Raw genomic sequence first — 13889 nt, 5'->3', positions numbered from 1 at the left:
TGCCGGGTGGCGCTACGCTTACCCGGCCTACGATCGCATACGAAAGGTTTTGCGCCACTCCGCCGGGCTGACGCCAAAGCGGGCCTTAAACTGCTGACGCCAGGTCACTGCTGAAAGATATCCCACCTGCTCTGCCACTGCTTCCATCGGCAGATTGCTGCTCTCCAGCAGCAGCTGGCTACGCCGCAGGCGTTCGGCGGTGATCCACTCGATGACGCTCATCCCGGTGGCTTTCATAAAATGGCGGGTCAGCGTGCGGCGGCTCATCGCCACGCTGTCTGCCAGGACATCCAGACTGAGCGGCTGGCTGATATTACGCTGGAGATAGTCGATCAGGTTGTTAATCCGCACATCCCGGGTCGTTTCCGGCACCGGCTGGGCAATAAACTGCGCCTGCCCGCCCTCGCGGTGCGGCGGCACGATCATCCGCCGGGCGATCTGGTTTGCCACCGCGCCGCCAAAGCGCTGACGGATGAGATACAGGCAGCAGTCCAGCGCGGCGGCGGTGCCGGCAGAGGTAATGATACGGTCGTCGTCGACGTAAAGGGCGTTGATATCGAGCTGCACGTCCGGGAAAAGCGTCTGAAACTGGCGCTCGAACTCCCAGTGTGTAGCCGCGCGTTTACCGTCGAGAATGCCTGCGTATCCGAGAACAAACGACCCCAGACAGAGCCCGACAATCTCCGCCCCGTTGTCCCTAGCCTGCACCAGGCTGTCGAGCAGCGCCTGCGGCGGACGCTCCAGCACGTGTTGCCAGTAAGGCACCACCACGATATCCGCCTGCCCAATCGCAGAATAATCCTGCGTGGCGTTGAGTGCGAAGCCGTCTGGCGAAGTCAGTAATCCCGGTTTTTCGGCGCAGATCGTGACATTAAAGCGCTTTTCACCCGAAACCGAATCACCAAACAGAATGCAGGGGACGGAGTAGTGGAACGGGCTAAAGCCGTCCACGGCGACAATCGCGACCTTTGTAAGCGGCATTGTTCTCTCCTTTCCCCTGAAAACCTCAGAATATAACGGTTTCGCCGTCCTGGGGAATGGTCAGCACCTCGCTGACCTGGTTGTCCTCTGCGTACTGGCGCAACGCGCTGCGGGTCAGCAGGCAGTGGTTGATGGCCTCCATGTGGACCGCCACAATTTTCGCCTGCGGTAACAGGAAGTGGACGTTGAGCACATCCTCCTGACCCATAATGATCGGCCCAAAACCGATGACATGGGCATAACCGGCATTGATTACCACCACATCCGGCTGATGCTTTTGCAGATCGGTCGCCACCGCCTCGCGCCAGATGGTATCCCCGGCAATGCAGAGCGTCTTTTCGTCAGGGTGACGAAACACCACACCGCAGGCTTCGCCCAGCCGCTCCGCCAGCTCCGGCACCGCATAGGCGCGATCGGTACCGTGCTGACCGCCGTCGGTTTTACTGAGCTGGATGTCGCCAAACCGGCTGTTGTCCGTCAGCACCGTCAGTTTGGTAAAACCCTGGCTGCGCAGCAGCTGCGCGTCCTCATCGTTCTGCACGAAGATCGGCTTGTCTTTGGCGATCTGCTCAATCGCATACTGATCCCAGTGATCGGGGTGGGTATGGGTCACGATAACGGCATCGACATCCAGCAGGGTCTCAACCGCGCAGGGCAGCTCTACCATCGGGTTGCGAATCTCCTCCCGCGCGGTGCCGGGGAAACCAGGGTATGCGTCTTTGGGTGCCAGCATCGGGTCAACCAGAAAGCGCTTTCCGGCGTAGGTAATGAGCTGTGTCGCGTTACGAATGTGGGTGATGTTCATGGGCTGTTCTCCGGTCTGTGATGCAAAAAGAATAGCTGGAGGGCCAACAGCAGGATGTGGGCTAAAGGGCATTAAGCGATGGGATTGGGCCAAAAGTTACTGAACTATGTTCATGCTGCGATTCCCGCCAAAGCTATGCTAAATTAATAAAAGTTATTAACTGTTATTAAGTGAGGTCAATCATGCCTTCGCATGCTAAACAGACCATCAGCGCCCAAATTCCTGTAGAGCTGGCGCTGGCTATCGAAAAGCTGGCTCAGGAGCTGGATCGCTCAAAAAGCTGGATCATCAAAGAGGCGCTGACGTTTATGCTCGCTGAACGGGAACGCCGCCATAACGATATTCTGTCCGGAATGGCCGATGTCGATGCCGGGCGGGTAGTCAGCCACTCAGAAATTCTGGATTTTGCGGCACGCCTGAAAAAAGAGTAATTCATGGAAATATTCTGGACACGGAAAGCTCAGGACGATCTTGAAAGGATTTACCAGTTTGCACTTCAGTACAGTCGTCAACACGCCAATAACGTACTCGACAGGCTTATGGAAGGAACAACGAACCTCGGAGAGTGCCCTGCTATGGGTGTTTATCAACCCCGCTATGCACCGCGTGAAGTCAGAAAAATGCTTTTTGATGAATATGAAGTGCATTATGAAATACAGGGCACTGCACTCTATATTCTCGACCTCTGGCATCGTCGGGAAGATCGCTAGCGCCCTGCATTATTTTATTCCCAGCCCGGCACAGCGCCGCCGTTAAAGATGGTCTCTGCGGCCTTCGCCACCTCAGGTGACTGATAAGACTGGATAAACTCCTTCACGTTTTCCGCATCTTTATTGTCTTCCCGCGTCACCACGATGTTCACGTACGGCGAGTTTTTATCTTCGATAAAGACGCTGTCATGCACCGGCGACAGCCCGGTTTGCTGGAGATAGGTGGTGCTGATAATCGCCACATCCACTTTCGGATCGTCCAGCACGCGCGGCAGTTGCGCCCCTTCCAGCTCCATGATTTTCAGGTTTTTTGGGTTAGCGGTGATGTCCAGCGCTGTCGGCAGCAGACCCACGTCCGGCTTCAGGGCGATCAGCTTTTCGTTTTGCAGCAGCAACAGCGCGCGGCCCAGGTTGGTGGGGTCGTTGGGGATGGCGATGGTTGCGCCATCTTTGAGCTCAGACACCGATTTGATCTTGCGGGAATAGCCCGCCATCGGGAAGACAAAGGTATTACCGACGGCCACCAGCTTGTAGCCGTGCGCTTTGTTGTCTTCCGCCAGGAATGGGCGATGCTGGAACACGTTGGCATCCAGCTCGCCGTGGTTGGTCGCGTCGTTTGGCAGCAGCGAGCCGCTAAACCCCACCAGCTCGACGTCGAGGCCGAACTTCTCTTTCGCCACTTTTTTGGCGACTTCCGCCACGTCCTGCTCGGCGCCGTTAATCACGCCGACTTTAATGTGTTTAGCATCGCTGCTGCTTTGGTCACAGCCCGCCAGCAGCAGGCCAGCGAGAAGAAGCGCACCCAATCGAAGTTTCACCGGTCAGTCCTTTTGATAAATGTTTTATCGACTATATCGGCAACCCAGCGGCAGGTTAAAAAACGAAAAGGAATCAATAAGAAGGATAAGTTATATGCAGGTTTTGCCGGGTGACTGCGTGCCGGGGTTTTGTAGGCCCGGTAAGCGTAGCGCCACCGGGCGTGGTACGTCATGCTGCGGTAGTCCAGTCTTCGACTGTCAGTTCCTGCACCATCCCAAAGGCCTGATCGTTAGTCACAATCGTCGTTCCCCGACTGAGCGCATGCGCTGCGATCAACTGATCGAGATCGCCCATGACTTTCCCGCGCTTTTCCATATCGGCACGTAGCTTGCCGTATATTGCCGCGGCGTCACTGTCCCAGTCACAGATGGTGATAGTGCTAAGAAATTCCCTTATAGTCTTTTTTAACTCACCGCTTTGTTTTTTATCTGCACCATACAGCAATTCCGCTTCTGTGATGCTTGAAATACACACGTCTGCAGGTGCCAGGTTGGCCATTCTGTTTACGACACCGGGATGCCTTCTAAATAAATGGCTCACAATATTCGTATCCAGCATATGCCTCATACCTGAACTCCATCCAGAGGGTCCCTCTTTGTAATGCTCTGATTTCTCTCCTCTGGACTCAAAAATGAATCGGGTACGGTTAGGTTTTCCAACAACCTGAAAAACTTATCCCAGCTTTTTTCCTGAGCAGGTTCTGCAGCCAAAACAACATTCCCCTCTTCATCCCGCCGGATGTACACACTCTCCGTCTCAAAGGCGAATTCATCAGGCAGGAGCACCGCCTGATTGCGTCCCTTTTTGATCACTTTTGCTTTGCGTTCCATTGCCACCTCTGCTGCTTTATTGACCAAGCCAAAGCATGCGCCAGCACAGGGAAGGAAGACAAGCCGCAGCGTTCAAATTCGGAAAGCGACTCGCAACAAATAGCCGAATCGCTAACTCCTTGCTTCTCCCTTGCGCAGCGGCGCCTCGCGCAAAAACCACGACAGCACAAAAGCCAGCACCATAATCCCGGCAGCCATCAGGAACACCGCATGAATGGCGGAGCCAAAGGCGTCCAGATAGTCCAGGCGCAGAGCATCCGGCAGGTGATGGATGGCAGTCGGGTTCATCTCCCGCGGCAACTCGGTGCCCTCGGGAATGCGCGCCATCAGGCCCGACTGCAACACGTGGGTGAAGACCGCGCCAAACAGCGCCACGCCAATTGCCCCGCCGATGGAGCGGAACAGGGTCACGCCGGACGTCGCCACTCCGTACTGATCCGCAGACACGCTGTTCTGCACCGCCAGCACCAGCACCTGCATTACCAGGCCCAGCCCCGCCCCCAGTACGCCGGTAAACAGGTACAGCTGCCAGACAGGCGACGCAATAGTGATCCGCGTAAGCAAGGCCATGCCCACCACACCCAGCAGCGTGCCGAGGATCGGGAACAGGCGGTATTTCCCGGTGCGGCTGATAATGCGCCCGCTGATAATCGAGGTCAGCAACAGCCCACCCATTAGAGGGATGAGCTGTAGACCGGCCTCGGTCGGGGTGGCCTCTTTGACAATCTGCAGATAGAGCGGGAGGAAGGTCACCGAGCCAAACAGCGACATACCGATGATAAAGCCAATCAGGCTGCAGAGCAGGAAGCTGCGATCCCGGAAGAGCGACAGCGGAATAATCGGCTCCCAGGCCAGCCGCTCCTCATAGATAAACCCGGCGATCCCCGTCAGGCCAAAGGCCAGAATGCACCACAGCTGCGGGTCGCTCCACTCGCGTACCGTGCCCCCTTCGCTGGTAAACAGGATGATGCACAGCAGCGCCATGCTGAGGTAAATCGCCCCCAGATAGTCGATCTCATGCTTGTTGCGCTTCGCGCTGCCGTGGAATACCGCGCCGATCACCAGCAGGGCAAACAGCCCCAGCGGCAGGTTGATGTAGAAGATCCAGCGCCAGGAGGCATGCTGCACCAGAAAGCCGCCCACCAGCGGGCCGATCACCGTCGCGAGACCAAAGACCCCGCCGAATAAACCCTGATAACGACCGCGCTCCGCAGGGGGGATCACGTCGGCCACCGCCGCCATGCTGATCACCATCAGCCCGCCGCCGCCCAGCCCTTGCAGGGCGCGCATCAGCACCAGCTGGGTCATGTTCTGCGCCAGCCCGCACAGGGCTGAGCCCACCAGAAACAGGACAATGGCGATCTGCAGGACAATTTTGCGGCCAAAGAGATCGCCAAACTTGCCGTATAGCGGCACCACTATCGTGGAACTCAGAATATAGGCCGTAACGACCCAGGAGAGCTTATCCAGCCCTCCCAGCTCACCCACAATGGTGGGCAGCGCCGTGGAGACGATGGTCTGATCGAGGGCCGAGAGCAGCATCACCAGCAGCAGCGCGCTGAACAGCAGCCGCACCGAGGGCGCGTTTTTGGTTTGCGTTGTCGAATCGGACACCATGAAACACCGCTTGAAATTAATTAATTGGATAATTAATATTTAATGAAGTTATGAATCAGGTCAAGGGATCCTCCGCGCATGTCAGCACATAAAGATAATTCTGAGCCCACGCCACAGGCCCGCCGCCCCGGTCGTCCGCGCGGGAGCAAACCCACCGCCACCAGCCGGGAACAGCTGCTGGATATCGCCCTGGATCTCTTTGCCCGTCAGGGGATTGCCCGCACGTCACTCAACGCCATTGCCAGAGAGGCCGGTGTGACGCCCGCGATGCTCCACTACTACTTTAACTCCCGGGAGCAACTGCTCGACGCAATGATCGAGGAGCGCTTTTTGCCGCTGCGCAGCGCCATCGCCACGCTTTTCAGCGCCCACCCGGACGATCCGGTGACTGCCCTAACGTTAATGGTTGAAAAGCTGGCCGAACTGGCCGTGGAACACCACTGGTTCGCACCGCTGTGGATGCAGGAGGTGATTGGTGAAATGCCGGTGCTGCGTGCGCATCTGCAGGCCCGGTTTGGCGATGAGAAATATCAGGCGACGCTCGAAACCGTCGCCCGCTGGCAGCAGGAGGGCAAACTGAACCGCGACCTGGCGCCGGAGCTGCTGTTCACCACCCTGTTAAGCCTGGTGCTGGTGCCCTTTTCGCGGATGCGCAATGACGAGAGGTTACGCGTCCTCTCGCCTGAGCAGATCGTACGTCATGCGCTGGCGGTGATCGGTAGCGGTATTGGCGCTTAAAGCGCCTTCGACAGGTAATGGCTCTGTATTCCCTCGTACGGAAAATCTTCCAGCGTCATGGTCACCTGATAGCCCTGCTTTTCATAAAACGGACGCGCCTGGAAACTGAAGGTATCCACCAGCGCATGCCGGCATCCCTGTTTCCGCGCTTCGTCTTCGGCGACCTGCATCAGCTGGCCCCCAAGCCCGTTGCCGCGTATTTCGTCGCTAACCCACAGATATTTAATGTTCAGCCACTCGCCCTGACGGTTGCCGATCAGACCCCCGCGCATTTTTCCGTTCTCATCACGGGCATAAACGGCGATATCACTCGCCACGCGGGAGAAACTAATAAACTGGCTGTTATAGATCCGCAGTCCCTGCAGTAACTCTTCCTGTTCATGTTCAGTAATGGTGTCGGTAATACTCAGTTGCATATCATTCCCCCGTTACGTTGCACATCGACTATCGCACACTGAGCCCAGGATACAATCGCTAAATTCTGGCGTTGTGCTGGCAAAAAAATGTAAGTGCAATCAACGTAAAACCCCCTTTGCGAGCAGCATCACCCTTTGTTCGCTGTCCGTCCCCCGCCGTCACAAATTTTTCTTCCGGGCTTGCCTGTACCCCAAATTCTGCGGCTACGCTTAGTCGTACCCCTGCGCAACTATTGGCAAAATTAATACTTTCGGCTTGGGTCGCAAAGGCGGATGTAACGATATATTTCATAAACGTGTGTGTTTTTTTCCGGAGGTTTCCATGAAGTCAGCGCACCTGTTTTGCCTCATCGTCTGCCTGCTTTTCGCCGCCTTCGTTCATGCTCAGGAGATGAACGACCCGGTAAAATTAGAGCAGATGAAACAGGCGGTTTTAAAGGATGTGAAGAAAGCCTGTTCCCCGCAACGCAAGCAAACCGATAAAGAGTGGCAGGCGATGATCATGGCTTCTGAGGCGAATCAGATGCTGGTCAAAAACGCGGTGGTGGCGATGGAGCGGAACAATCAGGAAGGTTACTGGGATGCCGTCAATCAGGTGGACTGCATGGAGGATTACTGATTACGCATAAAGGGGCCATTAAGCCCCCTTAGTTTTTTAGCGCCGCACATCCGGAATAATTAAATCCCCGCGCAGCACATACGACCCGAGCATCTGGGTCTTCTCATTCAGCCAGCTGACGATCCGTGCCGCCATGGCATCCATCGAGTACTCAATCGCCGGAATGGTCGGAATACCCGGCAGATGCAGCGATCCCGCAAGGCTGAACACCATGATGTCCCCCGGTACGGACCGGTTGAAAGCCTGCAGCTGCGGGATCACCCGCTGTGCTTCCTGCTCGTCGGCCACCAGTAAGGCGTTGAAATTGACCGTACTGGCGTTGTTGAGCAGCTCCTGCAGCGCCACGGAGGAGGAGGTGGCGTCCATAAAGACCAGGTTGCGATTAAACGGCAGGAAGTTTTTCTCCAGCCCATGCTTGTAGCCCAGCAGCACCTGATCGGCAAAACCGCTGCCGTGCGGGTGGATCAGGGCAATCTGACGGCGCCCCTGGCTGGCGAGAAAGTTACAGGCGGTTTCCGCGGCAAAAGCATGGTCGTACTGGATGCTGTTGACGTTGTTGGTTTCCATGCAGTCCACCAGGATGACGTTCTCCTGATCGATGTGCAGCGGGAAACGGGCGCCGATAATCAGAATGTCATCGCATAACCCGCAGGAGAGCTCTTCCAGCGCGTTCATGACGTCGGCTTTGGAATTGGCGAAGCGAAGCAGCAGGTGCTTCTGGTGCTGGCTGAGATGTTTTTCCAGCGCGTACAGATAACCGGTGGTCTGATTAATGTTGTCCTGGGCGCAGATCACCCCGATACAGCCGGTTGACTGGCTGAGCAGCGACTGGGCAATCACGTTTGGCCGATAGTTCAGCTCTTCCACTGCTTTCAGTACGGCCTGGCGGCTGGCTTCCTTCACGCCGCGCGACCCGCTCAACACCCGTGATACCGTGGCTTTAGACACCCCGGCCAGACGTGATACATCGTTGATTGTAGACATCTTTTTCCCCTGACAGGTCTCTCCTGGCCCCTGTAATTCCCGATCCCACTTCGGCTCATATTATAGCCATTCAGGAGTATATCTGTTTCCGTTTTCCATGGAAACCGATTTTCCGTTTCCACTCTAACTGATGCAAAAGCAGCCAAAATATGTGACCCAAATCCGATTAACAGGCCCCATAAGTAATGGATCTTGATGGCTGTCACACTTCTGTCTTATATGGATGGAAACCGGTTTCCATATGTTATCCAATCATCTCCGCAATAACTATTTACATTTTGAGGATGGTTGTCGATGTTCAAGATTATGCTGTGCTGTTCTGCCGGGATGTCCACCAGTCTGCTGGTACGGAAAATGGTCGAAGCCGCGGACGAACGCGGTTTACCTGTCAAAATCGATGCTTACGGTGTTGCAGAATTTGATACACAGTTTCCGCAATACCAGGTCGTGCTTCTCGGACCGCAAGTCAAATACATGTTAAAAACGCTCTCAGACAAGGCTGCTACGCAAGGTGTGCCGGTACAAGCCATTGATATGATGGACTACGGTATGCAACGTGGTGATAAGGTGCTGGACTATGCTCTGTCGCTCATTGAAGCGGCACACTAAGAAGGTGTTCTCATGAGTTCGTTATATCAATCTATGGTTGCCGTCATTGAGCAGTCCATCGCGCCGCTGGCGGGCAAGCTGGGCCAGCAGAAGTACGTGATTGCCATCCGCGACGGTTTTACCGCCGCGCTGCCGTTCATGATCATCGGCTCGTTTATGCTGGTGTTCATCTTCCCGCCGTTCTCCGCGGATACCACCAACAGCTTTGCCCGCGGCTGGCTGGACTTTTCTGAGACCTACCGTGAACAGCTGATGCTGCCGTTTAACCTCAGCATGGGCGTGATGACCTTCTTTATCTCCGTGGGCATTGGTGCGAGCCTCGGGCGTCAGTTTAACCTGGATCCGGTGATGTCCGGCCTGCTGGCGTTTATGGCGTTCCTGCTGGTGGCCGCCCCGTATGCCGACGGCAAAATCTCCACCCAGTATCTGTCGGGCCAGGGGATCTTCACCGCGCTTATCACCTCTATCTATGCCACCCGCGTTTACGCGTGGCTGAAGGATCACAAAGTCACCATCCGTCTGCCGAAGGAAGTGCCGACCGGCGTGGCGCGTTCGTTTGAGATCCTGATCCCGGTCGTGGTCATTATCGGTACCCTGCACCCGCTGAACCTGTTTATCGAAGCCCAGACCGGTATGATCATCCCGCAGGCGATTATGCACCTGCTGGAGCCGCTGGTTTCCGCTTCGGATTCCCTGCCCGCTATCCTGCTCTCCGTGCTGCTGTGCCAGATCTTCTGGTTCGCTGGCATCCACGGCGCGCTGATCGTGACCGGGATTATGAACCCATTCTGGATGGCTAACCTCTCCGCCAACCAGGCCGCGCTGGCTGCCGGCGCTGCGCTGCCGCACGTCTATCTGCAGGGCTTCTGGGACCACTACCTGCTGATCGGCGGCGTTGGCTCTACCCTGCCGCTGGCCTTCCTGCTGCTGCGTAGCCGCGTAACGCACCTGCGTACCATTGGTAAAATGGGCGTGGTGCCAAGTTTCTTTAACATCAACGAGCCTATTCTGTTCGGTGCGCCGATCATCATGAACCCGATGCTGTTTATTCCGTTCGTGTTCGTTCCGATGATCAACGCTTGTCTGGCGTATACCGCCACCAAACTCGGCTGGCTGGCACAGGTTGTGTCGCTGACGCCGTGGACGACCCCGGCTCCGATTGGTGCCTCCTGGGCGGCAAACTGGGCCCTGAGTCCGGTGGTGATGTGCGTCATTTGTATGGTGATGTCGGCGCTGATGTATTTACCGTTCCTGCGTGCTTATGAGCGTTCTCTGGTGAAAACCGAAGAGCAGAAAGCGCAGGCGACCGTAGGTGCAGCAGAGACCGTCGGCAATTAAGTCAAAGAGGACGATTTATGAAATATGCATTTCCCGAGAACTTCTGGTGGGGTAGCGCCTGTTCTGCAACTCAAACCGAAGGGGAAAGCCAAAGCAGTGGTAAAGGATTATCCATCTGGGATCACTGGTTTGCCACAGAGCCGAATCGCTTTCACAACGGGGTGGGGCCGCAGAATACGTCCACGTTTTATCAGCACTGGAAAGCCGACATTCAGCTGTTAAAGCAGCTGAACCACAATAGCTTTCGCACCTCGATAAGCTGGGCGCGCCTGATCCCGGACGGCACCGGGGAAGTGAATCAGGAGGCGGTGGCCTTCTACAACCAGGTGATCGACGAACTGATCGCCCAGGGCATCAAGCCGTTTATCACCCTGTTCCACTTCGACATGCCGATGGCGATGCAGGAGATTGGCGGCTGGGAAAACCGGGATGTAGTGGCGGCCTACGGTCGTTACGCAGAAACCTGCTTTAAGCTTTTTGGCGATCGGGTAATGCACTGGTTTACCTTTAACGAGCCGATTGTGCCGGTAGAGGGCGGGTATCTGTATGATTTCCACTACCCGAACGTGGTCGATTTCCGTCGTGCGGCCACGGTGGCTTATCACACCGTACTGGCCCATGCGCAGGCGGTTCGCGCCTTTCGCGCCGGGCATCACCCCGGTGAGATTGGCATCGTGCTGAACCTGACCCCGTCCTATCCGCGTTCACAGAACCCGGCGGACGTGAAAGCCGCGCACCATTGCGATCTGCTGTTTAACCGCAGCTTCCTCGACCCGGTGCTGTGCGGTGAATACCCGGCGGACCTGGTGGCGATGCTGAAAGCGCACGATCAGCTGCCAGCCTGTTTGCCAGAAGACAGCGCGCTGATTGCTGACGGTAAAATCGACCTGCTGGGCATTAACTACTACCAGCCGCGTCGGGTGAAGTGTCGTGATACGGCCATTAATCCGAACGCGCCGTTTATGCCGGAATGGTTCTTCGACAGCTACGAGATGCCGGGACGCAAGATGAACCCGTATCGCGGCTGGGAAATCTACGAGCCGGGTATTTACGATATTCTCATTAACCTGCGCGATAATTACGGCAACCCACGCTGTTTTATTTCTGAAAATGGAATGGGCGTCGAAAACGAGCAGCGTTTTATTGAGAACGGCCAGATTAACGACCAATATCGTATCGACTTTATTTCTGAACATCTTAAATGGCTGCATAAAGGTATTAGCGAAGGCAGTAATTGTCTTGGCTACCATATGTGGACATTTATTGATAACTGGTCGTGGTGCAACGCATATAAAAACCGCTATGGTTTTGTCCAGCTCGATTTAGAGACGCAGCAGCGCACCATTAAAAAGAGCGGAGAATGGTTTGCCCAAACCTCTCTGAATAATAGTTTCGATAAATAGAGTAAGAGATGATGATTGCCTTAGAAGAAGCCGTAATGGAAATCATCGTCAATGCTGGTCAGTCGCGCAGCCTGTGCTTTGAAGCACTGCATGCTGCGCGGCAGGGCAACTTTGACGAAGCGAAAAGCCTGCTGCGCGAAGCCGATGGTTACGCGCGCCAGGCGCACCATATGCAGACCAAACTCATCGAGCAGGACGCGGGCGAAGCCCGTCAGCCGATGACCTTAATTATGGTGCACGCTCAGGATCATTTAATGAACTCGCTGCTGGCCCGTGAATTATCCGAAGAGATTATTCATTTATATCAGCGCTAATATTTAAATATCAGTGATGGAGATAGTCTTACGATAATAGTGTAAAGCCTCTGTACCCATAAAATATAAAATCAACTTGTTCTGATGATAGCGACATATTCTGTCAATCCGGAACGGGGTGGTTATTGTCTGAATAAAATTTAAATATATTGAGATAACCATGAATATGATTAAAAAACTTCCATTAACAATGGCGGTTATCGCCGCGCTTTGCCCGATTTCTGTCCTCGCCCAAGAATTTACTCAGGAGCAAATCGACGCCATTGTGGCCAAAGCGGTGGATAAAGCCCTGGCAGAACGCCAGGCGAAAATGGATGCCGCGGTGGCGAAAAAAGCCGACGTTATTAACGAGCCGCAGAGCGCCGCCCAGTCCCCGGATATGGCTATTCCGTTCGGGATTAAATTTACCGGCTATGCCCGCTACGGGGCGCACTTCCAGGCTGCGGATCAGAAGTACGTGGCGGTGGACGGCTCCTACAACGGCGCCTCGGCAATCGGCCGTCTGGGTAACGAAGGCAACGGCGGTGAGTTCCAGCTCTCCAAGGCCTTCAAGGGCGAAAACGGCGCCATCTGGGACGTCAACGTGATGATCGACCACTGGGGCGACGAAGTTAACCTGAAAAAAGCCTACGCGGGGGTGACCAACATTCTGGAATCCAACCCGAACGCCTATATCTGGGCGGGGCGTGACTTCCACCAGCGTCCGCAGCAGGGCATCAACGACTACTTCTGGATGAACCACGACGGCCAGGGCGCCGGGGTGAAGAACTTCGACATCGGCGGCGTGCAGTTTGACGTGGCCACCGTGGCGGCGGTCGAATCCTGCAGCCCGGAAGTGATGGACGATGAGGCCAACCCGTCGCGCATCACCTGTACCGGCGGCTCCGGCACCGGGGACAAGGGCAACTACGCGGCCACCTCCAAAATTCACGGCATGAAGCTCGGCCCGATCGACCTCGAGCTGTACGCCAACTACGGCTTTGACTCGAAGGCCATCGACACCGAAGAGCGGACCAACGCCTGGCAGGGCGGCGTGGTGCTGAGCCACACCAACGACAGCGGCGTGAACAAGGTGATCGCCCGCTACTCCGATAACTCGGACAACAGCGTGTTCAACAAAACCGAGGATCTGACCACGGTGTACGCCAGCTTCGAAGGGCTGCACAAGTTCACCCAGGCGACCCAGGTGGAGTACATTCTGGCCTTCCACGACTTTGATAACAGCCGCGACAAGACCGACAACCGCAAGAACTACAATGCCATCGTGCGCCCGATGCACTGGTGGAACGACGTGCACTCCACCTGGCTGGAAGCGGGCTGGCAGCATGTTGATTACGACAACGGCGGCGACAACAAGGGCTGGAAGCTGACCCTGTCGCAGAACATGTCCATCGCCATGGGCCCGGAATTCCGCCCGATGCTGCGCTTCTACGTCACCGGCGGCAAGGTGGATAACGAACGCACCGCCCGCGTGAACAACACCAAAGACGAAACCCTCGACGACTTCAACGTCGGCGCGATGTGGGAGGCGTGGTTCTGAGGTAAAAGCAAAACGGCAACCAGGTTGCCGTTTTTAGTGTTTGCACCCTCTCCCGGTGGGAGAGGGCCGGGGTGAGGGCATCAGGCCGCACACCCCCATTGCACCCGGCGGCGCTGCGCTTGCACGGGCCTACTAAATTCGTAGGCCGGGTAAGCGTAGCGCCACC

17 protein-coding genes are annotated in these 13889 nt (G+C 55.9%); 9 read left to right on the top strand and 8 right to left on the bottom strand.

Features of this window, described 5'->3' with window-relative positions; all coding sequences use genetic code 11:
• Nucleotides 1–27 precede the first annotated feature (27 nt).
• Together FHN83_RS11975 and FHN83_RS11970 are read right to left on the bottom strand one after the other, a co-directional pair.
• Entirely contained in the window at nt 28–981 is a 954-nt protein-coding gene (locus tag FHN83_RS11975) for a GlxA family transcriptional regulator (protein WP_139563906.1), read from the bottom strand.
• Between the two features lie 25 nt (nt 982–1006).
• Nucleotides 1007–1786, bottom strand: a complete 780-nt coding sequence (locus FHN83_RS11970; RefSeq protein WP_139563905.1) for an MBL fold metallo-hydrolase — start codon at nt 1784–1786, stop codon at nt 1007–1009.
• A gap of 182 nt (nt 1787–1968) precedes the next feature.
• Here FHN83_RS11970 and FHN83_RS11965 point away from each other — a divergent pair, with 182 nt between their 5' ends.
• On the top strand, nt 1969–2217 hold the full coding sequence (locus tag FHN83_RS11965; RefSeq protein ID WP_138370792.1) for a CopG family ribbon-helix-helix protein: 249 nt from the start codon (nt 1969–1971) through the stop codon (nt 2215–2217).
• A gap of 3 nt (nt 2218–2220) precedes the next feature.
• Nucleotides 2221–2496 (top strand): type II toxin-antitoxin system RelE/ParE family toxin, encoded by a 276-nt coding sequence (locus tag FHN83_RS11960; RefSeq protein WP_138370791.1) that lies wholly within the window; start codon nt 2221–2223, stop codon nt 2494–2496.
• Between the two features lie 14 nt (nt 2497–2510).
• Here FHN83_RS11960 and nlpA read toward each other — a convergent pair whose 3' ends face one another.
• The 4 genes from nlpA to FHN83_RS11940 form a co-directional block, all read right to left on the bottom strand.
• Entirely contained in the window at nt 2511–3314 is an 804-nt protein-coding gene (gene nlpA / locus FHN83_RS11955; RefSeq protein ID WP_039030200.1) for a lipoprotein NlpA, read from the bottom strand.
• Nucleotides 3315–3483: 169 nt separating this feature from the next.
• Nucleotides 3484–3882: a type II toxin-antitoxin system VapC family toxin gene (locus FHN83_RS11950; protein ID WP_139563904.1), complete on the bottom strand. Its 399-nt coding sequence runs from the start codon at nt 3880–3882 to the stop codon at nt 3484–3486.
• Entirely contained in the window at nt 3879–4145 is a 267-nt protein-coding gene (locus tag FHN83_RS11945) for an antitoxin (RefSeq protein WP_139563903.1), read from the bottom strand. Before FHN83_RS11945 ends, FHN83_RS11950 begins: the two co-directional genes overlap by 4 nt.
• Before the next feature lie 111 nt (nt 4146–4256).
• Nucleotides 4257–5762, bottom strand: a complete 1506-nt coding sequence (locus FHN83_RS11940; RefSeq protein ID WP_139563902.1) for an MDR family MFS transporter — start codon at nt 5760–5762, stop codon at nt 4257–4259.
• A gap of 78 nt (nt 5763–5840) precedes the next feature.
• On the opposite strand from FHN83_RS11940, the gene FHN83_RS11935 reads away from it, so the two are divergent.
• Complete coding sequence (locus FHN83_RS11935; RefSeq protein WP_139563901.1) at nt 5841–6500, top strand: TetR/AcrR family transcriptional regulator; 660 nt, start codon at nt 5841–5843, stop codon at nt 6498–6500.
• Here the strand turns inward: FHN83_RS11935 and FHN83_RS11930 are convergent.
• Nucleotides 6497–6916: a GNAT family N-acetyltransferase gene (locus tag FHN83_RS11930; RefSeq protein ID WP_139563900.1), complete on the bottom strand. Its 420-nt coding sequence runs from the start codon at nt 6914–6916 to the stop codon at nt 6497–6499. The genes FHN83_RS11935 and FHN83_RS11930 overlap by 4 nt on opposite strands.
• A 322-nt stretch (nt 6917–7238) precedes the next feature.
• Here FHN83_RS11930 and FHN83_RS11925 point away from each other — a divergent pair, with 322 nt between their 5' ends.
• On the top strand, nt 7239–7535 hold the full coding sequence (locus FHN83_RS11925) for a YicS family protein (protein ID WP_039030204.1): 297 nt from the start codon (nt 7239–7241) through the stop codon (nt 7533–7535).
• A 36-nt stretch (nt 7536–7571) separates the two neighbouring features.
• Here FHN83_RS11925 and FHN83_RS11920 read toward each other — a convergent pair whose 3' ends face one another.
• On the bottom strand, nt 7572–8519 hold the full coding sequence (locus FHN83_RS11920) for a LacI family DNA-binding transcriptional regulator (RefSeq protein ID WP_039030205.1): 948 nt from the start codon (nt 8517–8519) through the stop codon (nt 7572–7574).
• A gap of 294 nt (nt 8520–8813) precedes the next feature.
• Here FHN83_RS11920 and FHN83_RS11915 point away from each other — a divergent pair, with 294 nt between their 5' ends.
• The 5 genes from FHN83_RS11915 to FHN83_RS11895 all read left to right on the top strand — a co-directional run bounded on the left by FHN83_RS11915 (nt 8814) and on the right by FHN83_RS11895 (nt 13723).
• Entirely contained in the window at nt 8814–9128 is a 315-nt protein-coding gene (locus tag FHN83_RS11915) for a PTS sugar transporter subunit IIB (RefSeq protein ID WP_039030206.1), read from the top strand.
• Nucleotides 9129–9140: 12 nt separating this feature from the next.
• On the top strand, nt 9141–10466 hold the full coding sequence (locus FHN83_RS11910) for a PTS sugar transporter subunit IIC (protein ID WP_039030207.1): 1326 nt from the start codon (nt 9141–9143) through the stop codon (nt 10464–10466).
• 17 nt (nt 10467–10483) lie between these two features.
• Nucleotides 10484–11869 carry a glycoside hydrolase family 1 protein gene (locus FHN83_RS11905; protein WP_039030208.1) on the top strand — a complete coding sequence of 462 codons (1386 nt, stop codon included), beginning with the start codon at nt 10484–10486 and terminating at the stop codon, nt 11867–11869.
• An 11-nt stretch (nt 11870–11880) separates the two neighbouring features.
• Nucleotides 11881–12183, top strand: a complete 303-nt coding sequence (locus tag FHN83_RS11900) for a PTS lactose/cellobiose transporter subunit IIA (protein WP_072250852.1) — start codon at nt 11881–11883, stop codon at nt 12181–12183.
• Between the two features lie 160 nt (nt 12184–12343).
• Nucleotides 12344–13723 carry a carbohydrate porin gene (locus tag FHN83_RS11895; RefSeq protein ID WP_139563899.1) on the top strand — a complete coding sequence of 460 codons (1380 nt, stop codon included), beginning with the start codon at nt 12344–12346 and terminating at the stop codon, nt 13721–13723.
• The last annotated feature ends 166 nt before the right edge of the window (nt 13724–13889 follow it).

The organism is Leclercia adecarboxylata (genome assembly GCF_006171285.1).
GTDB lineage: Bacteria > Pseudomonadota > Gammaproteobacteria > Enterobacterales > Enterobacteriaceae > Enterobacter > Enterobacter barmai.
Note: the sequence above shows the minus strand (reverse complement) of the source record. Positions and strands in the feature narration are given on the sequence as shown.